This is a genomic window from Streptomyces sp. NBC_01477, from assembly GCF_036227245.1.
GTDB lineage: Bacteria > Actinomycetota > Actinomycetes > Streptomycetales > Streptomycetaceae > Actinacidiphila.
Genome location: NZ_CP109445.1, coordinates 7952906 through 7977591, shown reverse-complemented (window position 1 = coordinate 7977591; position 24686 = coordinate 7952906). Strand labels below are relative to the sequence as shown.

The following is a 24686-nucleotide window of genomic DNA, read 5'->3' as shown; positions in this document are numbered from 1 at the left end:
CCGACCCGGCGCACCGTTGGCGTCGAGTATCGCGGGTGGAAGCGCCGGTGAAGCGGAGTTCCGCCGCCTGATCGCGGCCCGCCGTCCTGTCGGCCCGGGTCCGGCGGCCCGGCAGTACCGGTCCGGCGGCCGTACGCCCGGGGCGCCGTTGCCGCCGGCGGACGCCGATGCGCGGGCGGTCGCGGACCGGTCTGCCGCGACCGGGGCGGCTTCTGTCGGGCCGTCAACAAAGCCGGTACGACGGCCGGTTGTGATCCACCGCCGGTCACGTCGCGGACAGGATTTTCCTGAACGCTTCCCTCCGGGGCGTGATTCAGGCCACAATCAATTGACCGTCAGTGAAACTCCCGCGCAACATTGCGGAAACCACTCCCCCAACGAGGGGTCGACGAAGGATGGTTCTGTAAACGTTTACAGTTTGCCGTCGGACAACAAGGGGACGACTATGACGACTTCGGGCGGACCACCGACCGTGGAGACCATCGCCGCGCGGGCGGGGGTGTCCATCGCCTCGGTCTCGCGCGTTCTCAATGGTCACGGGGCTCGTCCCAACACCGTCCGGCGAGTTGAGCAGGCCGCAGCCGAACTGGGCTACGTGCCCAACGGCGTGGCCAGGTCCCTCAAGGGCGGCCGTACCCGGCAACTGACGTTCGCCATGCCGGATGTGGGCAATCCGGCCTATGTCTCGATGGTCCGGCAGATACAGGCGGTCACCAAGCCGCTGGGCTACCGGCTGCTGCTGCACTCCACCGACGCGGTCGCCGAGGACGAGCTGGACGTGGTGCGCAGCCTCGCCGACCGTACGAGCGACGGGCTGATCCTGTGCCCGATACGGGTGACCGACGCCCACTTGGAGGTGCTGGCGCGCGCCGCCCTCCCTGTGGTCGTCATCGGGTCGCTGCCCGACGCGACCGCCGTGGACAGCGTGCGGGCCGACTCGGTGTCGGGCACCGCCCTGGCGGTACGGCATCTGATGGAGTGCGGCCGGCGGCGGATCGCGTTCATCAACGGCCCGGCCGACACCGTGCCGGGCCGCAACCGCAGGATCGGTTACGAGACGGCGCTGCGCGAGGCGGGCATCACCCCCGACCCCGCGCTCACCGTCACCACCGACTTCGGCATCGAGGCCGGGGCGCGGGCGGCCCACCGGCTGCTGGACGCGCATCCGGGCATCGACAGCGTCTTCTGCGCCAACGACCAGCTCGCGCTCGGCGCCGCCCATGCCGCGCACGACCGCGACCTGCGGATACCCGACGACCTCGCGGTGGTGGGGATGGACGACAGCGAGCTGGCCAGGGCGGGCCACCCGGCACTGACCAGCGTGGACCTCGGCTCCGCCGAACGCGGGCGGCTCGCCGCCGAGATGCTGGTGGCCCGCCTCGAGGGCGGCGACCACGAGGTGCGCTGCGAGACGGTCGCGCCCCGCCTGGTGGTCCGCGAGTCCACCACCGGCACGCGGGCCGCGACCGGCTCGCGTACCGCCGCGGGACAGGCTCGGGCCGGCGCCGGTACCGTGGCGGTGAGCGCGTCATGAGCGCCGCGACGGCCACCCAGCCGCGGCCCGGCGCCGGCACTCCCCCGCCGCGTACGACGGCCGCCCGCCGCCGGATGCTGGGCCTGGACCGGGACGCCTGGTTCCTGCTGCTGCCCGCGCTGATACCGGTGCTGGTGCTGAGCGTCGGACCGCTGGTGTACGGGATGGCGCTGGCCTTCACCGACGCCCAGTCCGGCGTCACGCGGTCCACGTCCTTCACCGGCGTGCGCAATTTCGCGGATCTGCGGCTCGACTCGCTGTTCTGGGACTCGTTCAGGATCGGCCTGGTCTGGGCGGTCTGCGTCACCGCGATCCAGCTGCTGCTGGCGCTCGGCCTGGCCCTGCTGCTCAACCAGAACCTGCGCTTCCGCTGGCTGGCGCGCACCCTGGCGCTGGTGCCGTGGGCGATGCCGGAGGTCGTGGTCGGCATCATGTGGCGGCTGGTCTACAACCCGGACGCGGGCATCCTCAACAACACGCTGCGCCACCTGCATCTGACGTCGGGCCACACCGACTGGCTGTCCAGCCTGTCGCTCGCGCTGCCCGCGGTCATCGTGGTCGGCGTATGGGCGGGCATGCCGCAGACCACGGTGGTGCTGCTGGCCGGCCTGCAGAACGTACCGGTGGAACTGCACGAGGCGGCCGGTATCGACGGGGCCGGGCTCTGGCGCCGCTTCACCACCGTGACGTGGCCGACCCTCAAACCGGTGGTGCTGTCCATCACCGCGCTGAACTTCATCTGGAATTTCAACTCCTTCGGCCTGGTCTTCGTGCTGACCAGCGGCGGCCCCGGCGGCAAGACCCGGCTGCCGATGCTCTTCGCCTACGAAGAGGCCTTCCGCTACGGGCAGTTCGGCTACGCGGCGGCCATGGGCCTGGTGATGATCGCGGTGATCGCCGTGCTGCTGACCGTCTTCCTGCGCAACCGTCTCAAGGAGGCCGACCAGTGAGCGCCGCCGTCCCCGCACCCGAACAGGCCGCCCCGCAGCCCGCCTCCCGCCCGCTGCCCCGGCCCACCCGCCGCGATGCGCGCCGCCGCGCGGGCAGGACCGGGCAGTACGCGGCGCTGCTGTGCTACCTGGTCTTCCTGGCCTTCCCGCTGCTGTGGCTGGTGTCCACCGCCTTCAAATCGCCCCGGGAACTGGGCTCGGTCAACCCGACCTGGCTGCCCAGGCATCCGACGCTGGGCAATTTCCGCACCGCGCTCGACGAGCAGCCGCTGCTGCACGCGGCGCTCAACAGCCTGCTGGTGGCGGGCGCAGCCGCGCTGGTCTCGGTGGCGGTCGCGGTGCCCGCCGCGTACGCGATGGTGCGCTTCAAGGGCGCGGTCAGCCGGGCCGGCACCGGGTGGATCCTGGTGAGCCAGATGTTCCCGCTGGTGCTGATCATCATCCCGTTGTTCATGGTGCTGAAAAATCTGCACCTGATCGACTCCCGGGCCGGCCTGGTCGTCGTTTACGTGGTGTGGACGCTGCCCTTCGTGCTGTGGATGCTGCAGAGCTACGTCAAAGCGGTGCCGGTGTCGCTGGAGGAGGCCGCGGCGATCGACGGCTGCAGCCGGCTGCGGACGCTGCGCAGCGTGGTCCTTCCGCTGCTGACACCCGGGCTGGTCGCGACGCTGATGTTCGCCTTCGTCACCTCCTGGAACGAGTTCTTCTTCGCCCTGGTCCTGCTCAAGTCGCCGGAGAAGCAGACGATGTCCGTGATCCTCACCCACTTCACCGGTGCCGAGGGCGCCGCGGACCTCGGCCCGCTGGCCGCCGCGTCGGTGCTCGCCACCATTCCCAGCCTGGTCTTCTTCGCGCTGCTGCAAAAGCGCCTGGTCGGCGGCATGCTGTCCGGGGCGGTGAAGGGCTGATGCGCCGCCGCAGCCTGCTCACCGGCGCCGCGGCCACCGCCGCTGCCGCCGGCTCCGCCGCCGTAGTGTCCGGCTGCGGTTCGTCGGCCGGGGCGGGCGTGCCCACCCTGGACTTCCTGTCACTGGCCTGGCAGGAGGAGTCGGTCAAGACCAACAAGGCGCTGGTGGCGCAGTGGAACGACCAGCACCCCGAGGTGCAGGTCCGCTATGTGCAGGGCAGTTGGGACGACGTCCACGACCAGCTGCTCACCTCCTTCGAGGGCGGAACCGCGCCCGACATCATCCACGACGAGGGCAACGACCTCACCGACTTCGGCTCCGGCGGCTACCTCGCCGACCTGGCGCCCCTGCTGCCCGCGGCCACGCGCGGCCGTATCCCGTCCGCGGTCTGGGACATGGCCCGCGTCGGCGGCGGGCTCTACGGGGTGCCGTTCCTCCAGGAGCCGCGGGTCCTGATCGCCAACCGCACCCTGCTGGCCAAGGCGGGCATCGGCCTGCCGGACGCCGCGAAGCCCTGGACCTGGCAGGAGTTCGAGGACATCGCCAAGGAGCTGTCGCACACGGGCGGCGGCTCGGCCGAGCGCTACGGCATCGCCTGGCCGATGAGTTCACCGGTCAGCGTGACGCTGAATCTGGCGCTGACCACCGGCGGCCGGATCCTCTACCGCAAGGACGACGGGCGTACCGAAGTGCGCCTGGAACAGGCCGATTCGGCCTTCGCGGAGCTGGTACGCCGCCAGGTCGGCGCCGACAGGTCGGCGCCCGCCACCGCGCTGGGCATGAGCGGCGGCGACGCGCTGCCCGGCTTCTTCGCCGGGCGTTACGCGATGCTGCCGCTCAACCTGTCCTACCGGCAGCAGATACAGCAGCAGGCGCCGGCCCACTTCGACTGGGTCACCCTGCCGCTGCCGGTCGGCGCCGGCGCCCCGGACGGCGGGCGCGCCCAGGGCGTCAGCCCGCAGACGCTGTCGGTGTCCAAGGACTGCGGGCACAAGGCGTCGGCGGCGGCCTTCATCGACTTCATGACGCGGACCGACCATCTGGTGGAACTGGCCAGGGGCGACTGGATGGCCCCGACCGGCACCGACGCCCTGCGCGACCCGTCGATCACCACGGACAAGCTCGGCTGGAACACCGGGATGTCGGTGGCCGCGCACCTGGTGGCGTCCCCGGCGCTGGGCCGGCGCGGCTATCCCGAGTGGTCGGACAAGGTCGCCACCCCGGCGCTCCAGCAGTTCTTCAGCGGCGGCATAGGCCTCGACACGCTGCGCAAGAAGCTGGTGCGCGACGGCAACCGGGTCTTCGACCGCTACCGCACCTGAGGCCGCACCGCCGACCGTGCAGCCCGCCCCCGTACCCGCCATGACGACAAGGAGCAACGGACATGCCCGGAGCCGCGTTACGTCCGCCGCCGCGACCGCCGCCGGCCGGGGCGCAGGAGCACGGCGGACGCACGCACCACACAGCATGACTCACCAGGAAATGGCACGGCATGAGCACAACTCCCGCCCTACCCGACACCTCCGGCCCGTATCTGACCCCGTCCCCCCACGCCATCCGCAGACCCGCCCCGGCCCCCGGCTCCCCCCGCGACCACGCGCGCGGCGCGCTCACCGGGCTCGCCGTCGGTGACGCGCTGGGCGCGCCGGCCGAGAACATGAAACCGTCCGCGATCCGCAAGCGCTGGGGCCGTATCGAGGACTTCGTCACCGACGACCCGGCCGGCACCGACGACACCGAATACGCGATCCTGTCCGGCCTGCTGCTGGCCAGACACGGCTCCGCGCTCACCGCAGGCGACGTCGAGACGGCCTGGCACGTGTGGATCGCGGACCGCGACGAAGGCCCGTTCAAGGGCGCGGGTTTCAGCGAACGCGGCACCCTGGAGAATCTGCGCCGGGGTCTGGCCTCGCCGATCACCGCACAGCACCGGCACGCCTGGAGCGACGGCCTCGCGATGCGGGCCGCGCCCTGCGGTGTCTTCGCCGCGGGGCGGCCCGCCGAGGCCGCCCGGCTGGTGGCGATCGACGGCACGGTCAGCCATGAGGGCGAGGGGATCTACGGCGGGCAGGCCGTCGCGGCCGGGGTGGCGGCGGCGATGGGCGGCGGGGACTGTGCCGGGGTGATCACCGCGGCGCTGTCGGTGGTGCCGGAGGACTCCTGGACCGCCCGCTCGCTGCGGCGGGCGGTGACGGTGGCCCGCCGGGTCAGGCTGGACGCGGACCTGACGGTGCTCGACCGGGAGCGCGCGCTGCGCGCCGCGGTCGTCATCGGCGGCTACCCGTGGACCGACCTGGCGCCCGAGGCGGTCGGCCTGGCCTTCGGCGCCTTCGCCCTGGCGGCGGGCGACTTCACCGGCTCGGTGCTCACCGCGGTGAACATGGGCAGGGACGCCGACACCACCGCCGCGGTGGCGGGCGCGCTCGCCGGTACGCTCGGCGGCTGGTCGGCCATCCCGGCCCGCTGGTCGCGGGTCGTCAGAGAGGTACGCGGCAGCTGCCTGCCCGCGATGGCCGGCTACCACGTCCACGACATCGCCGACCTGCTCTCCCCCGACGGGCACACCGGCACCGGCCGGGCAGCGTCATGACGCGAACCCCCGGCCCGGTCCCGGCCGACCCGCCCGCCGCCACCACCGACCCGGGAGCGCCCCTGATCCCGGCGTCCCGCACCGGCGCCGCGGACGCCCTGAGCGCCGACACCGCCGCGACCACCACCGACACGGCGGCGCCGCCGCCGCCCCTGATCCCCGCGTCCCGCACGGGCGCCCCGGACGCCGACAGCCGGCCGCCGGACCCGATCCGGGCGGAGCCGGCGGGCGTACCCGGCGCCGCCCCGACGCCGTCCGCCGACACCCCGGAGCCGTACGAGCCGCCGGATCCGCTCCCGCCGCACCAGGCGCGTGTGCCAGGCCAGGCCCCGCCCCCCGACACCCCGCCCCCCGGCCAACCGCAGGACCCGCTCCCAGCGGTACGGGCCGAGGTACCCGTCCCGGCGCGTACCGGCGTGCGGCGCCCCGGTCGCACGGGGGACGCCGCACGCGATACGGCGGGGCCGGTGGGGGGCGACGAACTGCGTTCGCGGGTGGAGGGGATGCTGCTGGGGCTCGCGGCGGGGGACGCCGCCGGGTGGCCGGCGGCCCGGCACCGGGCGGCGCGGATGCCCGAGTGGACCCGGCGCCTCACCCGGGAGCTGGACACCTTCGCCGAGCAGAACGAGACGACCACCCTGCCGGTGCCGATCGCGCTCAACCAGCCGCCCGAGCCGCTGCGGCTCGGCCCGTCCGACGACGCCGAGTGGGCGGCCTTCACCGCCGAGGCGGTGCTCGCCTCGCGCGGGGCGATGGGCAGCGACCTCAGCCGCGACCGGCGGGTGCGCTCCGCGGTGGACCTGGCCTGGATGTCGCTGGCGGCCGAGATCTCCACGGCGGCGGCCCGCGCGCCCGAGGTCGAGTCCGCGGTGATCCCGCTGCGGGCCAGGATCTCGGTACGCGCCGGGCTCGGCAATCTCGCCACCGGCCTGCGCCCGCCGGCCACCGGCCACGACAACCCGCACTTCTTCGACGACGCGGCCTGCGGACGGGCCTGCGTCCTGGCAGTCGTCCACCCCGGCGACCCCGCGGCCGCGGCGGACCTCGCCGAATACGACGCGCGCTACACCCAGGACGAGGACGGTGTGCACGGCGCCCGTGCGATGGCCGCCGCCGTCGCCCTCGCGCTGGTCGGCGCCACGGCGGCGGACTGCGTGGCGGCGGCGCTGCGCCAGTTGCCGCCCGGCTCGGAGATCGCCCGCAACGCGGAGCACGCGGTGGCGCTCACCCGGGCCGCCAAGGCGGCGGGCGGCCACGGCCGCGGACAGGCGTTCGGCCTGATCCCGCTGCTGGAACACCAGATCATCGACCACGTCTACAGCTACGGCATCGCCGCCGCCGACACCGTACCGGTCGCACTCGCGCTGGTCCTGGCCAGTGACGGCGCGGTGGACGAGGCGGTGCCCGCCGCCGCGTGCCTGTCGCGGGTCGCGGACTCGGCGCCCGCGCTCGCCGGCGCGCTGGCCGGCGCGCTCGGCGGCGCGCGATCCCTGCCCGCCTCGTGGCGGGCCGCTTGCAGAACTCTGGCCGGCTGCGCACTGCCGCGTCTCGCCGGTCTCGATCTCGTGGAGCTGGCCGGACGGCTGGCCGCCATCGAACCCGCCGTCACCGTTGGGGAAGGACTCGGAACCCATGAAACTGACGCTTGAGGACCGCATCGCCGGTTGCCTGGTCGGCGCCGCCGTAGGCGACGCCCTCGGCGGCCCGGTCGAGGGCTGGACACCGGAACAGATCGCCGAACGGCACGGCGGCCGGGTGCGCGGCATCGTCGGCCCCTTCCACGAGGACTGGCGCACCGCACGCCCCATCGCGCCCTACCACAAGGGTGACGGGCACGTCACCGACGACACCCTGATGACGCAGGCGCTGGTCCGGGTCTACGCCAAGGTCCGCGACCACCTGGACGCGTACAGCATCGCCGAGCACCTGGTGCCCGATCTGATCACCACGCCCCGGTGGATACCCGAACTGGAGGCCGAGGCGCTGCCGTTGCAGCGGATCTTCCTGGCGGAGAAGTGGATCGTGGCCCGGCTGCACTACGGCCATGTGGATCCGAGGGAGGCGGGCGTCGGCAATATCGTCAACTGCGGTGCGGCGATGTACATGGCGCCGGTCGGCGTGGTCAACGCCGGCAATGCGGCGGCTGCTTACGCGGAGGCGCTGGAGGTGGCGGCGCCGCACCAGTCGTCGTACGGGCGCGAGGCGGCCGGGGTCTTCGCCGCGGCCGTGGCGGCGGCCTTCGTGCCGGGTGCCACCGCGGCGGGCGTGGTGGACGAGGTGCTGGGGCTCGCCAAGGACGGTACGCGGGCCGCGATCGAGGCGGTGTGCGAGCGTGCCGCGTCGTACGACGACTGGGAGCAGGCGCTCGGGCCGCTGCGGGAGGCGGTCGCGCCCTTCGACACGGTCGGGCCGCGCTACCGCGAGCCCTCGCTCGGCGCCAGGCGGCCGTCCCGGCTGCACGCCATCGAGGAACTGCCGGTCGCGCTCGGCATGTTGCTGGTCGGCGGCGGCGCGTACGAGCCCGCGGTGCTCGGTTCTGTGAACTACGGGCGGGACTGCGACTCGATCGCCACGATGAGCGGCGCGATCGCCGGCGCGCTCGGCGGCACCGCGGCGGTGCCCGCCGAATGGAGCGCGGAGGTGGGCCGGGCCAGCCGGCTCGACCTGTACGCTCCCGCCGCCGAACTGAGCGCCGTCACCCGGGAGATCTTCGCCCGGGACACCGAACGCCGCCGCGCTCATGAGACGGCGTTCACGGCTCTGGCGGGAGGGCGATGACGACGCCTGCGGCGGAGGAACTGCGGCTGACCTGGGTCCAGCCGGAGGACCTGCTCGGCCATGAGCTGCGCCAGGCGGCGGAGGACGGCCGCGACGCCGCCGACGTGCGGCGCCGCTGGCTCGCGGCGGGCGGCGCTCTCGCCCCCGACCGTGCGGGCGCCTCCCCCGGCCCGACCCCCCCGGTCCTGCGCACCCTGGCCGAGTCCCTGCTCGACGAACTGGCGTCCGGCATCAGCCCATTGGCCCCCGACGAGCCGACCGCCCTCGCGGCCATCCACGCGACGTCCCCGGCTCGGCGGCCCACAGGGCTGTTGTCGGTGTCCGTGGCGGGGCAGGCCACGGAGCTGTCCACGTCCGTGCTGGGACAGGCCGCAGCGCCCTCCGGATCCGAGGCGGACCAGGCGGACCAGGCCGCCGCGCCGACCACGTCCACGGCAGGGCAGGCCTCGGAGCCGTCCGCCGTCCCGGCCGGGACGGCGGACGGCCGGGCAGCGCCGGCACCGCCGGCGGGCGGCGTGACACCGGCAGCCGAAGCCGAAGCCGACCGGAGCACGCCCGGCCGGGCAGTCGTTCCGGGCCGCACCGACGTGCCGGATGCCGCCGACCCCGTGGGCGGCCTCCTCCCCGGGGGCAGCGCGGGCAGCGCCGTCGCCCCGGACGCGGCCCGCGCCGCGCTCGTGACCCGGCTGGAAGCCGCCTGGCTGGGGCGGGCCGCCGGGTGCCTGCTCGGGAAGCCGGTGGAGAAGCTGACGCTCGGCGGTATCCGGGCGATCGCGGCCGGGACCGGGAATTGGCCGCTGGACGACTGGTTCACCGGGATCGGCCTCGATCCGGCCGTCGCGGCGCGGCATCCGTGGAACCGCCGCAGCCGGCCCACCTCACTGGCCGAGAACATCAACGGGATGCCGGAGGACGACGACCTCAACTTCCCGCTGCTCGGCCTGCTCCTGCTGGAGGCCCACGGCCACGGCTTCGGCACCGCCGATGTGGCGCGGCTGTGGCTGGCCGAACTCCCGGCGGGGCGCACCTTCACCGCCGAGCGGGTCGCGTACCGCAATCTGCTGGACGGGGTCGAGCCGCCGCACACCGCCACCCGGCGCAATCCCTTCCGTGAGTGGATCGGCGCGCTCATCAGGGCCGATGTGTACGGCTGGACGCACCCCGGCGATCCGGCCGCCGCCGGGGACGAGGCGTGGCGCGACGCCGTGCTGACGCACACCGCCAACGGGGTCTACGGGGCGATGTTCGCCGCCGCCGTGATCGCCCGGGCGGCGGGCGGCGGCGCCGACGTGCACGGCTGCCTGGCGGCCGGGCTCGACGTGGTGCCCGCGAAGTCGCGGCTGGCCGGGGCGGTGCGCTTCGGCATCGCGGCGGCCCGCGCCGAGCCGACCGGTACGCCCGCCGGCTTCGCCGAGGTCGTGGACGCGCTGCACGCGGCGTACGGCGACCACCACTGGGTGCACGTACTGCCCAACGCCTGTCTGCTCGCCGCCGCGCTCACCCATGCGGACGGCGACTTCACCGGGTCCATCACCCGTGCGGTGTCGGGAGGGTGGGACACCGACTCCAACGGGGCGACGGCGGGTTCCGTCGCCGGGCTGCTCGCGGGTTCGCCCGGCGCGCTGCCCGGGCGCTGGACCGACCCGCTCAAGAACCGGCTGTCGACCACGGTCGGCGGGCTCGACGGCATCGGCTTCGACACGCTCGCCCGGCGTACCGCCGCGCTCGCGGTCCTCCCGCAGGAAGGCAGCTCATGACCGCATCGACCGCAACACCGGCCGGGATCGCCGTGCTGGGCAGCGCCAACATGGACCTGGTCGCCTACGTCCGGGTCGCACCGGCCCGCGGCGAGACCGTCACCGGGGAGTCGTTCCGTACCGTCGCCGGCGGCAAGGGCGCCAACCAGGCGATCGCCGCCGCGCGGGCGGGCGGCGCGGTCGCGATGATCGGCGCGGTCGGCGAGGACGACTTCGGCAGGCGGCTGCGTGCCGCGCTGGAGGGCGCGGGCGTCGGCACCGGCCGACTGCGTACGGTGCCGGGCCCGAGCGGCATCGCGCACATCGTGGTGGACGGCGAGGGGCACAACGCGATCGTGGTGGTGCCCGGCGCCAACGGCACGGTGACGAAGCTGACGTCCGAGGACGAGGCCGCGATCGGCGCGGCGGGCGCGCTGCTGCTGCAGCTCGAACTCCCGCTGGCCGGTGTGCTGGCCGGGGCGCGGGCGGCCAGGGCGCACGGCGTGCGTACCGTGCTCACGCCCGCTCCCGCCCAGCCGCTGCCGGACGAACTGCTCGCCGTCACCGACCTGTTGGTGCCCAATGAGCACGAGGCCGCCGCGCTCAGCGGTGCGCGTGACCCGCGCGAGGCGGCCCGCGTGCTGCTCGACGCGGTGCCCGAGGTGGTGATCACGCTGGGCGCGGCGGGCTGCCTGTACGCGGTACGCGGCCGGGAGCCGCTGGCCGTGCCCGCACTGGCCGCCGACGTGGTGGACACCACCGCGGCGGGCGACACCTTCGTCGGGGCGCTGGCGGTGGCTCTCGGCGAGGGCCGGGCGGTCGCCGACGCGCTCGGCTGGGCGACGGCCGCCTCCGCGCTGTCCGTCGAGCACCCCGGCGCCTCCTCGTCCATGCCGGACCGCGCGGCCATCGACGCCCGCGCGGCCGCCGCGCACCGCAATCCGTAACGCACCCACCCTCATGAACACCGGAACAGAGGTACGACCCATGCACCATCCCCGTCCGCAGGAGGCGGCCTCCGAGCCCGCCCACCCGTCAGGCACCGCCACCGATCCCGCGACGGCCCCGCCGGCGACAGGCCCGCTGGCCGGAATGCGGGTGCTCGATCTAGCGACGCTTTTCGCCGGCCCCGGCGCCGCCACCCTGCTCGGCGACTTCGGCGCCGACGTGATCAAGGTCGAGCACCCGCGCAAGCCGGATCCGTCCCGCGGCCACGGCCCGGGGAAGAACGGCGTCGGCCTGTGGTGGAAGCACCTGGGCCGCAACAAGCGCAATGTCACCGTCGACCTGTCCACGCCCGGCGGGCGCGAGGTGCTGCTCAAGCTGGTCGCGTCCGCCGATGTGGTCATCGAGAACTTCCGCCCGGGCACCCTGGAGAAGTGGGGCCTGGGCTGGGAGGAGCTGTCGGCGGCCAATCCGCGGCTGGTGCTGGCCCGGGTCACCGCCTTCGGCCAGTTCGGCCCCTACGCGGGCCGCCCGGGCTTCGGCACTCTCGCCGAGGCGATGAGCGGTTTCGCCGCGACCACCGGCGAGCCGGACGGGCCGCCGACGCTGCCGCCGTTCGGGCTGGCCGACGCGGTGGCCGGGCTCGCGACCGCGTACGCGGTGATGGCCGCGCTGGCGGGCCGCGACCGTACCGGCGCCGGGCAGGTGGTGGACATGGCGATCATCGAGCCGATGCTCGCGGTGCTCGGCCCGCAGCTGCTGTGGTTCGACCAACTCGGCTATGTGCAGCCCCGGATGGGCAACCGTTCGGCCAACAACGCGCCCCGCAACACGTATCGCACGGCGGACGGCAGCTGGCTCGCGGTGTCGTCGTCGGCGCAGTCGGTGGCCGAGCGGGTCCTGCGGCTGGTCGGGCACCCGGAGTTCGCGGACGAGCCGTGGTTCGCGACCGGCACCGGGCGGGCCGCGCACGCCGAGCAGATCGACAAGGTGGTCGGCGAGTGGATCGGGCGGCACGACCGGGAGGAGGTGGTGGCCGCGTTCGAGTCGGCGCAGGCAGCGGTCGCCCCGGTCTACGACGTGCGCGACGTGGTCGCCGATCCGCAGTTCCGCGCGCTGGGCACGGTGGCGCGGGTCGAGGACGAGGACCTGGGCCCGCTGCGGATGCAGAACGTGCTCTTCCGGCTGTCGGAAACTCCCGGGGCGATCCGCTGGACCGGCCGCCCGCACGGCGCGGACACCGCCGAGGTGCTGGCCGAACTCGGCCTGACCGCACCGCAGATCGACGCGCTGCGCGAGGAGGGCGCGCTGTGACCCGCGAGGTCCTCGCCACCGCGGTGACGGGCTCGGTGCCCGCCCCCGGCGGCGAGCGGGCCGCGGGCGGGCCGCGTGGAGGCGGCCGGGCCGGGATCGTCCTGACCTGGCTGTACGCGCCCGGTGACCGGCCCGAGGTGGTGGCCAAGGCGCTGCGGTCGGGGGCCGACGTGGTGCTGGTGGACCTGGAGGACGCGGTCGGGACCGACCGCAAGGACTACGCCAGGGCCGCGACCGCCGAACTGCTGGCGGAACCGGTCGCGGGTCCCGCGGCCGTGCATGTCCGGGTGAACGCGCTGGACGGCCCGTGGCTCGCCGCGGACCTGGCGGCGCTGGCCGGGCTGCCGGGGCTCGGCGGGCTGCGGCTGCCCAAGGTCGGTTCGCCGGCCGACGTCGGCCGGGTGGTGCGGATGCTGCGTGACGCCCTCGGCGGCGGGGACCTGCCGGGGCTCTTCCCGCTGCTGGAGTCGGCCCTCGGGGTGGAGAACGCCTTCGCCATCGCGTGCGCCGACCCGGCGGTGCGCGGAATCGCACTCGGGGAGGCGGACCTGCGGGCGGACCTCGGGCTCGCGGACGAGGACGCGCTGGCGTGGCCCCGGGTGCGCACGGTGGTCGCGGCCCGCGCGGCGGGGCTGGCGCCACCTGCCCAGTCGATCTATCCGGACGTGCGCGACCTGGCGGGGCTCGCCGCCTCCTGCCGGCGCGGCCGGGCGCTGGGCTTCCTGGGCAGGGCCGCGATCCACCCGCGCCAGCTGGCGGTCATCGAGCAGGCGTATCTGCCGTCGGAGCCGGAGATCGCCGCGGCCCGGGAGACGGTGGCGGCGGCCGACGCGTCGCCCGGCGCGCTGGCGCTGCCCGACGGGCGCTTCATCGACCCCGCGGTGGTGGCCGGCGCCCAGCGGGTGCTGGCGCTCGCGTCGCGGGCGGAGACGATGGCCTGAGCCGGCCGGGGTACGGCCCGCGGGCCGTACCCCGGCGGGCGCTCGCTACGATCGGCGCCGAGCATCCCCGGCCGAGGAGTCACCAGTGACCAGTGAGGCGTTCTACCGGAGTCTGGGCGGCGGGCGGTACGAGAGCAGCCCGGCGACCGCGGGGCCGTGGGGTCCCAAGACGCAGCACGCGGGCCCGCCGTCCGCGCTCATCGGCCGGGCGATGGAACGCCACGGCGCCAGGACCGGGATGCGGATCGCCCGGGTGACGCTGGACCTGCCGCGCCCTGTGCCGGTCGGTGACCTCGACGTGGAGGTGACGACGGTGCACGCGGGCGGCCGTACGGAGCTGCTGGAGGGCCGGATCACCTCCGACGGCAGAACGGTGCTGCTGGCCAGGGCCTGGCGGCTGGTCGCCGCCCCCGCCGGGACACCCGGCCTGAGCCCGCTGCCGCCCGTACCGCCGGTGCCGGGTCCGCAGCCGCCGCAGACGATGGCGGGCGCGTATCCGGACGGCTACGTCTCCGCCATGGAGTGGCGCTTCCCGCCGGGCGCGCCCGGGGCCGCCGAGCCGGGCTTCGACACCCCGGGACCCGGTACGGTCTGGGCGCGGCAGCGGATCCCGCTGGTGGCGGGCGAGGCGGACACACCGCTGACCCGGGCGCTGACGGTGGCGGACACCAGCTGGGCGGTCGCCTTCGAGCTCGACCACCGCGCCGGCCTGGTGATCAACACCGACGTCACCGTGGCGCTGCACCGCGATCCGGTGGGCGAATGGCTGTGCCTGCGGTCCGCGACCGCCGCCGCGCCGGGCGGATCGGGCCTGGCGCACGGCGAGTTGCACGACCCGGCGGGCGAGTGCGGGCGGATCCTCCAGACACTGCTGGTCACCGAGCGCTGAGCGGTACGGCGCCGGACCCGCCGAGCCTTTCCGTTTTAGGGTGATTTGTCGGCCATAATCGCGGGCAGGGACAGCAGGGACAGTCCGTAGCACCGCAGCACGGCATCCGGCGACACGACAAAGGGTGAACCCATGGCCTCCAGCGATCAGGCGGCGCAGAACAGCAAAGGACCGAGCGGCGGAACGCCGCCCGGCACGGCGCAGATCGGGGTGACGGGCCTGGCCGTGATGGGCCGCAACCTCGCCCGCAACCTGGCCCGGCACGGCTACGTCACCGCGGTCCACAACCGCACCGCCGCCCGGACCCGCGCGCTGGTCGAGGAGTTCGGGGACGAGGGCACCTTCGTACCGGCCGAGAGCGCCGAGGACTTCGTCGCCTCGCTCGAACGGCCCCGGCGGATCGTCGTCATGGTCAAGGCCGGCGACCCGACCGACGCGGTGATCGCGGAATTCGCGCCGCTGCTGGAGTCCGGCGACATCATCGTGGACGCGGGCAACGCGCACTTCGCCGACACCCGGCGCCGGGAGAAGGAGCTGCGCGAGCGCGGCATCCACTTCGTCGGCAGCGGTGTGTCCGGCGGCGAGGAGGGCGCGCTGCACGGCCCGAGCATCATGCCCGGCGGCTCCGCCGAGTCCTACGAGGCGCTCGCGCCGATGCTGGAGGCCATCGCGGCCAAGGCCGACGACGGCTCGCCGTGCGTGGCCCACCTCGGCCCCGACGGCGCCGGGCACTTCGTGAAGATGGTGCACAACGGCATCGAATACGCCGACATGCAGCTCATCGCGGAGTCCTACGACCTGCTGCGGCACGCGCTCGACCTGCCGCCCGAGAAGATCGCGGAGGTCTTCCGCGGCTGGAACCAGGGGCGGCTGGACTCGTATCTCATCGAGATCACCGCGCAGGTGCTGGCGCACACCGACGCCGACACCGGCAAGCCGTTCGTGGACATCGTGCTGGACCAGGCCGAGCAGAAGGGCACCGGGCGCTGGACCGTACAGACCGCGCTCGACCTCGGGGTGCCGGTCAGCGGTATCGCCGAGGCGGTCTTCGCCCGGTCCGTCTCCGGCCACGCCGACCTGCGCGAGGCCGCGCGCGACCTGCCGGGGCCGACGCCGACGCTGCTGGACAGCGCGGCCTACGACCGCTTCGCCGACGACGTCGAGCAGGCGCTGTACGCGTCGAAGATCGTCGCCTACGCGCAGGGCTTCCACCAGATCGCCGCGGGCAGCGCCGAGTACGGCTGGGACATCGACCAGGGCCGCGTCGCGGCGATCTGGCGGGCCGGGTGCATCATCAGGGCGGCCTTCCTCGACCGCATCAGGGCCGCGTTCGACGCCAAGGCGGATCTGGCGACGCTGCTCATCGACGAGCACTTCGAGGAGTCGCTGCGGGGCGCGCAGAGCGCGTGGCGCCGGGTGGTCAGTACGGCCGCCGAGCTGGGCATCCCCACGCCGGGCTTCGCCGCCGCGCTCGCCTACTACGACAGCCTGCGCGCCGACCGCCTCCCGGCCGCGCTCATCCAGGGCCAGCGGGACTACTTCGGCGCCCACACCTACCGCCGCGCCGACCGCCCGGGCACTTTCCACACGCTCTGGGCCGAGCCGTCCCGCCCCGAGGTCTCCCCGTCCTGACCCCCGCCCCTGCCGGGGGTGCGCGCCGCACCATGCGGTGAGCCGGTGGGCCCGGAACGCCTCCGGGTCCACCGCTGCGTCAGTGCCGCCGGCGGACCGGCGCACGGACGCCGAGGTCGTAGGCCATGGAGCCGAGGGCGAGTACCACCACGGGCCACACCGGAGGAGAGCCGGCCGGGAGCACACCGCTCGCCTGCGCGGCCCCCGCCGATCCCGTGCCCAGCAGGGCCGTTGCGGCGGGGCCGCCGGGCATTCAGTACGGCGGTCTCCGCCCGCCAGTTTCGCGGAAGGCCGCGGCCCGTCGGCCGATCACCGCGTCAGCGCACCCAGTCCTTCAGCGGCTCGGTGTCCAGGGTGATACCCACAGGAGCGGGCAAGGAGATCGTCTTTCCGAAGGGGCGCCGGATGATCATGCTGTAGGCACCATCGTCGGGCTCGCTGTGGACCAGCGTTCGCACGCGTCCCCGTCGATCAGCAAGTACACCGGGATGGGGGTCTGCGCACAGGCGCGGGGCTTCTCCTCGCCGTCGGACCGGGAGCCGCGAGCCGGGAGGCGGCACCCCTCACCCCCGAAGGCCGGCCTACGGCTGGGTCAGCATGCGCCACCCCGGCGCGTAATTCCCGTGCAGGACGAGGGACGCCGCACCCACCGCACCCACCGCCTCGCCGATCACGCTGCGCTCGACGGCGATCCGTCGGATGACCCGCGCCACGGACGTCGCGTTGACCGCCGCGTCGATCTCCTCGCAGATGATCGGCTCGATGCCGCGCACCGCCTCACCGCCGAGGACGATCCGGCTGACGTCGAGCAGCGCGACCGCGCCCCGCGCGGCCTGGCCGAAGCGGCGCCCTGCGCGGTGGACGACGTCGAGCGCGGCCGGGTCGCCGCGCCGGACCGCCTGGCGCAGGGTCTTCCAGTCCCGGTGGACACCGTCCGCCGCACCCGTCAGCCCGATGCGCCCGGCGGCAGCGGCTCCGTGCCGGTCGAAGAGGTCGCCGATGACGCCCGCGGGGCTGACGTACGGCCCGACGCAGTTCGTGCTGCCGCAGTCGCAGGTGGTGCCGTCCGCGTCGACGGCGATATGGCCGAATTCGCCGGCGTTCCCCGAATCACCGTGCAGCACCGTGTTGTTGAGGATGATGCCTGCCCCGACACCGGTGCCCAGGTAGATGAACAGGAAGCTGCCGGCCCGCTCCTTGCCGCCTATCCAGCGCTCTCCTATGGCCGCGGCGGTGGCGTCGTTGTCCATGGCGACCGGCATACCGGTGGCGGTCTCGAACATCTCCAGCAGCGGCACCCGCCCCCAGCCGGCGAAATTCGGCGGTGACACGACAGCGCCGGCCGGTCCGTCGATCGGGCCGGGCGCGGCGATACCGGTGCCGAGCAGTCGGGCCGGGTCGATGCGGGTCCTGGCGGTGAGCCGCTGCGCGGCGGCGGCGATCCTGCCGACCAGGTCGGCAGGGGTGGCGCCGTCGGGGAGTTCGACCCGGCGGCTGGCCAGGACCTCGCCCGCGAGGTCGACGACCACGATCACGGCCGCGTCCGGGTCGAGCTGTACGCCCACCGCGTAGGCGCCGTCGGCGCGCGGCGACAGCAGGGTGCGGCGCTTGCCGCCGCTGGAGGGGGCGTAGCCGGATTCGGACACCAGGCCCGCATCCAGCAGCCTGCGCACCACGTTGGAGACGGTCTGGCTGGTCAGGCCGGTGAGCGGGGCGAGTTCCACCCGGCTCACCGGCCCCGCGGTCCGTATCGCGTCCAGCACGACCGCCTGGTTGTAGCCCCCGACCCGCGGGAGGTTGGTTCCCTGTGTCACCCGTCCACGCCTCCTCCTCCGGCCCCCGGCGCGCCCACCCGACTCGACTAGCGGCGAAGTTTACATGTCACATCCGTTGACTTACTCAATCCATTGGATTTAGCTTCGCCGACATGCCAGGGCACGGGCGCCCTGCTGATTCGGGGTCGTCCCACCGGGCAACCCCTGCGTTGCCCGCAACCGTTGCGGGCCGACTCGGGTTCTTCACCGGAGGCAAACGTGCGAACGAGACTTCTCGCGGCGACCGCCATCGCGGCTGCCACGACCGTGTGTGCGGCAACGTTGTCAGGCTGTGGATCCGGCTCCGGCAGCTCCAGCAAGACGATCAAGGTCGTCTACCAGCAGCAGCTCAACAACAACAACAAGGTCCAGGCCGGCTTCCTCGACCCGATGGTCAAGCAGTTCGAGAAGGCCAACCCCGGCACCACGGTGAAGCTCGTCCCGGTGACCGCGAGCGAGAACGACTACTACACCAAGATCCAGCTGATGATGCGCTCCCCCGCGACCGCGCCCGACCTGGTCTACGAGGACACCGCGACCATCAACTCCGATGTGGCGGGCGGCTATCTCAAGCCCCTCGACAGCTATCTGAACACCTGGCAGGACTGGAGCAGCTTCGCGGCGCCCGCCAAGGCCGCGATGAAGTACGCCGACGACGGCAAGACCTACGGCGTTCCCGACAACACCGACACTCGCGGCATCTGGTACAACAAGCAGCTGTTCGCGCAGGCCGGCATCGCGGTGCCCTGGCAGCCGAAGACCTGGGCCGATGTGCTGAGCGCGGCCCGCACCGTCAAGGCCAAGGTCCCCGGGGTGACGCCGCTGAACGTCTACACCGGTGTGGCCGGCGGCGAGGCGTCGTCGATGCAGGGCTTCGAGATGCTCCTGTACGGCACCCCGGCGGCCAACGACTCGCTGTACGACACCAAGCAGCGCAAGTGGGTGGTCGGCAGCAAGGGCTTCAAGGACGCGCTGGACTTCGTGCACACCGTGTTCAGCGACGGCCTCGGCCCGTCCGTGCAGCAGGCGCTGGGCGCCAACTTCCAGGCGGCGGTGGGCACCGAGATGATCCCGCAGGGCAAGCTGGCGATCGACATCGACGGTTCCTGGATGCCCAACAACTGGATCCGCACCGGACCCAAGCCGTGGCCGCAGTGGGAGACGACCATGGGCATGGCCGCGATGCCGTCGCAGAACGGCCAGGGCAGCGGCAAGGTCAGCATGTCGGGCGGCTGGGCCTGGTCGATCCCGGCCAAGTCGAAGAATCCCGATCTGGCCTGGAAGTTCACCCAGTTCCTGGAGTCGAAGGCCAACTCGGCGCAGTGGAACAGCGTCAACGCCACCATCGCGGTACGCACCGATGTGGCGACCGACCCGGCGTACCTCAAGGCGCTGCCCACCAACGAGTTCTTCAGCGCGCTGGTCCCCGACACGTACTACCGGCCGGGCCTGCCCGCGTACACCCAGGTCTCCAGCGCCATCCAGAAGGCCATGGAGGCGGTGACCACCGGCCAGGCCTCGGTGGACAAGGCGGCCGGCACCTTCGACAGCGATGTGAAGACCGCGGTCGGCGGCGACAAGACCGTCCAGGGCGCCCGGTGACCACCTCCGCCGCCACCGCCGGGCCGCGCCGCGGCCGGGCGGCGGGCGGTCTGCTGCGCGGCATGCCGCTGCTGCCGGCCGTGCTGCTGCTCGCGGTCTTCCTGGCCGGGCCGATCGCGTACTGCGTCTACTACGCGTTCACCGACATGCAGCTCACCGGTGCGTCCGGCACCCACTTCATCGGGTTCGACAACTTCACCCGGGCGTTCAAGGACTCCGACTTCACCAACGCCGTCGAGCTGACGCTGGTCTTCGTCGTCGGCTCGGCCGTGATCGGGCAGAACACCCTGGGGCTGGCGCTCGCGGTGCTGATGGAGAAGGCGGCCAAGCCCGTCCGGTCGATCACCAGCACGGTGGTCATCGCCGCCTGGGTGCTGCCCGAGGTCGTGGCGGGCTACCTGATGTACGCCTTCTTCTTCCAGCAGGGCTCGCTCAACGCGATCCTGCGCGGGCTCCACCTGCCGCAGCAGAACTGGCTCTACACCCTGCCGATCCTGGCGGTGTGCATCGCCAACGTGTGGCGCGGCACCGCCTTTTCGATGCTGGTGTATTCCGCGGCGCTCAACGATGTGCCGCGGGAACTGGTCGAGGCGGCCGAGGTGGACGGCGCCGGGCCCTGGCAGCGGCTGTGGCGGGTGACGCTGCCGGTGATCCGCCGCTCGGTGATGACCAATCTGATGCTGATCACCCTGCAGACGCTGTCGGTCTTCGGGCTGATCTACACCATGACCCGCGGCGGTCCCGGCAACAAGACCGAGACGCTGCCGGTGTTCATGTACCAGCAGGCCTTCACCAGCAGCCTGATCGGCTACGGCACGGCCGTCGCGCTGGTGCTGCTGGTGGTGGGCGCCCTCTTCTCGGTCGTCTACATCCGGATGCTCAAGATCGAGGAGGACTGATGGCCGTCACCGACAGCCCCCGTACGGTACGGGTCCGGCCGGCGGCCACCCGGGCGGTCGGGCGCACCCGCCACGGCCGGGCGGCGGCGAGCCGGATCGCCGTCAACGCCGGCCTGCTGGTCTTCTCCGCGCTGTATCTGGTGCCGCTGGTGTGGATGGTGCTGGCCTCGGTCAACGCGCACGCCGACTTCACCTTGTCGGTGCCGTCACCGACCGGTGAGAACTTCCACCGGATCCTCAACGAGGACACCACCTACCGCCCGATGCTCAACGGCCTGCTGCTGTGCGGCGGCGGCACCCTGCTGTGCGTGGTGTGCTCCATCCTGGCCGCCTATCCGCTGTCACGGTTCAGGTCGCGGCTGCGCCGGCCGTTCCTCTACACCATCCTGTTCAGCACCGGGCTGCCGATCACCGCGGTCATGATCCCGGTCTACAGCATGTTCGTGCAGGTCAACCTGATCGACTCGATGCCGGGCACGACGCTCTTCCTGGCCGCGGCGGCGCTGCCGTTCGGGATCTGGCTGATGAAGAACTTCATGGACGGCGTCCCCCTGGTGCTGGAGGAGGCGGCCAGGATCGACGGCGCCAACGCGATGCAGGTGCTGTGGCGGATCGTGCTGCCGCTGATGTGGCCCGGGGTCATCGTGGTGACGATCTTCACCTTCATCGGGATGTGGGGCAACTTCTTCGTGCCCTTCATCCTGCTGCTCTCGCCGGAGAAGCTGCCGGCCTCGGTGAGCGTCTTCACCTTCCTGAGCGCGCACGACCAGACCCAGTACGGGCAGCTGTCGGCGTTCTCGATCATCTACTCCATCCCCGTGGTGATGCTCTACCTCGTCCTCGCCCGCCGGCTCGGCGGCGGCTTCGCCCTCGGCGGCGCGCTCAAGGGCTGACCGTCCCGTACGACCACCGACACTCCCGACCCCCGGGGAAGGCTTCGCGATGCACAACGACCCCACCGTCACAGAACAGCGGCTCACCCGCGTGCTGGACCAGCGCCTGCGCCCCGCCGTGCACGCCCGCTGCGTACCGCTCACCGTCGAGGTGTGGCACGTCCCCGGCGAGCCGGTGCCGGTCGCCGCCGGACTCGCCGCCGACTACGGCCCGGCCCAGGTGGGCGACCGCTGGGGACCCGCCTGGTCCACCAGCTGGTTCCGGGTCAGCGGCCGGATCCCGCAGGACTGGGCGGGACTTGCGGTCGAGGCGGTGCTCGACCTCGGCTTCGGCACCACCGAGCCGGGCTTCTCCGCCGAGGGCCTGGTCTACCGCCCCGACGGCACCGCCGTGAAGGCGCTCAACCCGCGCAACACCCACCTCCCGGTCACGGCGGCGGCAGCCGGCGGCGAGCAGCTGACGTATTTCGTCGAGGCCGCCGCGAACCCGGTCGTCATGCACTCGGGACCCGAGCAGCTGAACTTCTTCCCGACCCCGCTGGGCGACCGGGCGGCCTGGCTGCACGACGCGGGCGCCGAAGGCGGCGACCGCGACCCGCTCTACCGGCTGCGCCGGATGGACCTGGCCGTCTTCGACGCGGGTGTCTTCGAGCTGGTGCAGGACCTGGACGTGCTGGGGCAGTTGATGCACGAGCTGCCGGAGCAGGGCACCCGGCGCTGGCAGTTGCTGCGGACGATCGAGCGCGCGCTCGATGTGATCGACCTCCAGGACGTCAGCGGCACCGCAGCAGGCGCGCGCGAGGTGCTGGCCCCGGCGCTGGCGGCGCCCGCGAGCCCCGCGGCCCACCGGATCTCGGCGGTCGGCCACTCCCACATCGACTCGGCGTGGCTGTGGCCGCTGCGCGAGACGGTACGCAAGGTGGCGCGCACCGTCTCCAACGTCACCCAGCTGATGGACGACCACCCCGGCTTCCGCTTCGTGATGTCGCAGGCCCAGCAACTGGCCTGGCTCAAGGAGCACCGGCCGGAGGTGTACGCGCGCGCCCGGGAGAAGGCCGGGACCGGGCAGTTCCTGCCCACCGGCAGTCTGTGGGTGGAACCGGACACCAACATCACCGGCGGTGAGTCGCTGGTGCGCCAGTTCGTCCACGGCAAGCGGTTCTACCTGGAAGAATTCGGCGTCGAGACCGAGGAGATGTGGCTGCCCGACACCTTCGGCTACAACGCGGCGCTCCCCCAGCTGATGAAACTCGCCGGGGTGCGCTGGTTCCTGACGCAGAAGATCTCCTGGAACACCACCAACAAGTTCCCGCACCACACCTTCTGGTGGGAGGGCATCGACGGCACCCGGATCTTCAGCCACTTCCCGCCGGTCGACACCTACAACAGCGAGCTGTCGGGCGCGGAAGTGGCGCACAGCGAAAGGAACTTCCAGGACAAGGGGCGCACCGACCGCTCGCTGGTGCCGTTCGGCTACGGCGACGGCGGCGGCGGTCCGACCCGGGAGATGATCGCGCGCGCCGACCGGCTGGCGGACCTGGAGGGCTCGCCGCGGGTCGCGGTGGAGGCGCCGGCGGAGTTCTTCGCCAAGGCGCTCGCCGACCACCCGGACGCGCCGGTGTGGGTGGGCGAGCTGTACCTGGAGTTCCACCGCGGCACCCTGACCAGCCAGCTGGCCACCAAGCAGGGCAACCGGCGCAGCGAACACCTGCTGCGGGAGGCCGAGTTGTGGTGCGCGACCGCCGCCTCCAGGACCGGCGCGGCCTATCCGTACGAGGCGCTCGACCGGCTGTGGAAGACGGTGCTGCTGCATCAGTTCCACGACATCCTGCCGGGAACGTCGATCGCCTGGGTGCACCGGGAGGCGGAGCAGACCTACCGCGAGGTGGCAGCCGAGCTGGAGGGGCTGATCGCGGCGGCGCAGCGCGCGCTGGCCGGTCCGCGGGGCGAGGGAGAGGTAGTCTTCAACGCCGCCCCGCACGCCAGGGGCGGCGTCCCCGCGCTGGGCGCGGCGCCCAGGACCCGGGCGCCGGGGCGTACCCCGCCAGTGGCCGAGGGCGACGGATTCGTGCTGGACAACGGCCTGGTGCGGGTGGTGGTCGACGGCCGCGGCCTGGTCACCTCGGCGTACGACGTCACCGCGGACCGCGAGGCGCTGGCGCCCGGTGCGGCGGGCAATCTGCTCCAGCTGCACCAGGACTTCCCCAACCAGTGGGACGCCTGGGACATCGACGCCTTCTACCGCAACACGGTGCGCGACCTCACCGAGGCCGACGAGGTGGGCGTCGTGGACGGCGGTGTGCGGGTGGTGCGTACGGTCGGGGCGTCGCGGATCGAGCAGACCCTGACGCTGGACCAGGGGGCCCGGCGGCTCGACGTGGACACCGTGGTCGACTGGCACGAGCGGGAGAAGCTGCTCAAGGCGGCCTTCCCGCTGGACGTACGGGCCGCGCACTCGACCGCGGAGATCCCGTTCGGCCAGGTGGAGCGGCCGACGCACACCAACACCAGCTGGGACGCGGCCAAGTTCGAGGTGTGCGCGCACCGCTTCCTGCACGTCGGCGAGCCGGGCTGGGGCGCGGCGCTGGTCAACGACTCGACGTACGGCCATGACATCACCCGGGACGTACGCCCCGACGGCGGTACGACGACCACGGTCCGGCTGTCGCTGCTGCGGGCGGCCCGCTTCCCCGACCCCGAGGCCGACCAGGGCGTCCACCGGCTGCGGTACGCCCTGGTGGTGGGGGTGGAGCCGGCCGAGGCGGTCCGCGAGGGCTACCACCTGAACCTGCCCGAGCGGACCGTGCCGGGAAGCGCGGTGGTGGAGCCGCTGGTCGCGGTCGACCAGGACGGGGTGGTGGTCTCGGCGGTCAAGCTGGCCGACGACCGCTCGGGCGACGTGGTCGTACGGCTCTACGAGGCGCACGGCCGCCGGGTGCGGGCCACGCTCACCCCCGGCTTCGCGCTGGGCGGCGCGGTGGTGACCGATCTGCTGGAGCGCCCGCTGCCGGACGAGGGCGACCACGAGGTGGCGGGCTCCGGGGTGCGGCTGGCGCTGCGGCCGTTCCAGATCCTCACCCTGCGGCTGTCCGCGCGACGCGGCTGACGGCCGCCGCAGCGCAGCGCGCGGGCACCGCCGGCCGGAGGGGACCGGCGGTGCCCGCGGGCGTCATCCCTTCAACGAGCCGCCACCGCCCCGGGTCAGGGTCCCGGACAAGTTCACACAGGAGCCCTTGACTGCGACCGGGCGTCGACCTAACT

Annotated in this window: 19 protein-coding genes; 17 read left to right on the top strand and 2 right to left on the bottom strand. The window is 73.3% G+C overall.

The genetic code is table 11. The features are described from left to right. The first annotated feature begins 445 nt into the window (after positions 1-445). The 13 genes from OHA86_RS34010 (at position 446) to gndA (ending at position 16217) form a co-directional block, all read left to right on the top strand. Entirely contained in the window at positions 446-1534 is a 1089-nt protein-coding gene (locus tag OHA86_RS34010; protein WP_329181565.1) for a LacI family DNA-binding transcriptional regulator, read from the top strand. Beyond that, the gene (locus tag OHA86_RS34005) at positions 1531-2484 is read left to right on the top strand and encodes a carbohydrate ABC transporter permease (RefSeq protein WP_329181563.1); all 954 of its coding nucleotides are present in this window, start codon (positions 1531-1533) and stop codon (positions 2482-2484) included. The genes OHA86_RS34010 and OHA86_RS34005 overlap by 4 nt, the downstream gene beginning before the upstream one ends. Then, positions 2481-3392, top strand: coding sequence for a carbohydrate ABC transporter permease (locus OHA86_RS34000; RefSeq protein ID WP_443071936.1), 912 nt, complete (start codon positions 2481-2483; stop codon positions 3390-3392). The genes OHA86_RS34005 and OHA86_RS34000 overlap by 4 nt, the downstream gene beginning before the upstream one ends. Next, positions 3392-4714: an ABC transporter substrate-binding protein gene (locus OHA86_RS33995; RefSeq protein WP_329181562.1), complete on the top strand. Its 1323-nt coding sequence runs from the start codon at positions 3392-3394 to the stop codon at positions 4712-4714. The genes OHA86_RS34000 and OHA86_RS33995 overlap by 1 nt, the downstream gene beginning before the upstream one ends. A 170-nt stretch (positions 4715-4884) precedes the next feature. After that, positions 4885-5982, top strand: coding sequence for an ADP-ribosylglycohydrolase family protein (locus OHA86_RS33990; RefSeq protein ID WP_329181559.1), 1098 nt, complete (start codon positions 4885-4887; stop codon positions 5980-5982). Next, positions 5979-7631 (top strand): ADP-ribosylglycohydrolase family protein, encoded by a 1653-nt coding sequence (locus OHA86_RS33985; RefSeq protein ID WP_329181557.1) that lies wholly within the window; start codon positions 5979-5981, stop codon positions 7629-7631. The genes OHA86_RS33990 and OHA86_RS33985 overlap by 4 nt, the downstream gene beginning before the upstream one ends. After that, the gene (locus tag OHA86_RS33980; RefSeq protein WP_329181555.1) at positions 7615-8760 is read left to right on the top strand and encodes an ADP-ribosylglycohydrolase family protein; all 1146 of its coding nucleotides are present in this window, start codon (positions 7615-7617) and stop codon (positions 8758-8760) included. The genes OHA86_RS33985 and OHA86_RS33980 overlap by 17 nt, the downstream gene beginning before the upstream one ends. After that, complete coding sequence (locus OHA86_RS33975) at positions 8757-10517, top strand: ADP-ribosylglycohydrolase family protein (protein WP_329181553.1); 1761 nt, start codon at positions 8757-8759, stop codon at positions 10515-10517. The genes OHA86_RS33980 and OHA86_RS33975 overlap by 4 nt, the downstream gene beginning before the upstream one ends. Then, a complete protein-coding gene (locus tag OHA86_RS33970; RefSeq protein ID WP_329181551.1) occupies positions 10514-11443 on the top strand; it encodes a ribokinase in 930 nt (309 codons plus the stop codon). The genes OHA86_RS33975 and OHA86_RS33970 overlap by 4 nt, the downstream gene beginning before the upstream one ends. A 145-nt stretch (positions 11444-11588) precedes the next feature. Further along, the gene (locus OHA86_RS33965) at positions 11589-12755 is read left to right on the top strand and encodes a CaiB/BaiF CoA transferase family protein (RefSeq protein WP_329182662.1); all 1167 of its coding nucleotides are present in this window, start codon (positions 11589-11591) and stop codon (positions 12753-12755) included. Between the two features lie 95 nt (positions 12756-12850). Continuing rightward, positions 12851-13696: an HpcH/HpaI aldolase/citrate lyase family protein gene (locus tag OHA86_RS33960; protein WP_329182661.1), complete on the top strand. Its 846-nt coding sequence runs from the start codon at positions 12851-12853 to the stop codon at positions 13694-13696. Positions 13697-13781: 85 nt separating this feature from the next. Continuing rightward, on the top strand, positions 13782-14585 hold the full coding sequence (locus OHA86_RS33955) for a thioesterase family protein (RefSeq protein ID WP_329181549.1): 804 nt from the start codon (positions 13782-13784) through the stop codon (positions 14583-14585). A 132-nt stretch (positions 14586-14717) separates the two neighbouring features. Then, positions 14718-16217, top strand: a complete 1500-nt coding sequence (gndA, locus tag OHA86_RS33950; protein WP_329181547.1) for an NADP-dependent phosphogluconate dehydrogenase — start codon at positions 14718-14720, stop codon at positions 16215-16217. Positions 16218-16296: 79 nt separating this feature from the next. On the opposite strand, the gene OHA86_RS33945 is transcribed toward gndA, so the two are convergent. Continuing rightward, complete coding sequence (locus OHA86_RS33945; protein WP_329181545.1) at positions 16297-16470, bottom strand: hypothetical protein; 174 nt, start codon at positions 16468-16470, stop codon at positions 16297-16299. A gap of 328 nt (positions 16471-16798) precedes the next feature. Continuing rightward, positions 16799-18031, bottom strand: coding sequence for an ROK family transcriptional regulator (locus tag OHA86_RS33940; protein WP_329181543.1), 1233 nt, complete (start codon positions 18029-18031; stop codon positions 16799-16801). A 219-nt stretch (positions 18032-18250) separates the two neighbouring features. On the opposite strand from OHA86_RS33940, the gene OHA86_RS33935 reads away from it, so the two are divergent. The 4 genes from OHA86_RS33935 to OHA86_RS33920 all read left to right on the top strand — a co-directional run bounded on the left by OHA86_RS33935 (position 18251) and on the right by OHA86_RS33920 (position 24531). Further along, a complete protein-coding gene (locus OHA86_RS33935) occupies positions 18251-19633 on the top strand; it encodes an extracellular solute-binding protein (protein ID WP_329181541.1) in 1383 nt (460 codons plus the stop codon). A 62-nt stretch (positions 19634-19695) separates the two neighbouring features. Then, on the top strand, positions 19696-20532 hold the full coding sequence (locus OHA86_RS33930; RefSeq protein WP_329182660.1) for a carbohydrate ABC transporter permease: 837 nt from the start codon (positions 19696-19698) through the stop codon (positions 20530-20532). Next, a complete protein-coding gene (locus tag OHA86_RS33925) occupies positions 20532-21425 on the top strand; it encodes a carbohydrate ABC transporter permease (protein ID WP_329181539.1) in 894 nt (297 codons plus the stop codon). Before OHA86_RS33930 ends, OHA86_RS33925 begins: the two co-directional genes overlap by 1 nt. Before the next feature lie 49 nt (positions 21426-21474). Beyond that, complete coding sequence (locus tag OHA86_RS33920; protein ID WP_329181538.1) at positions 21475-24531, top strand: alpha-mannosidase; 3057 nt, start codon at positions 21475-21477, stop codon at positions 24529-24531. Positions 24532-24686 lie beyond the last annotated feature (155 nt).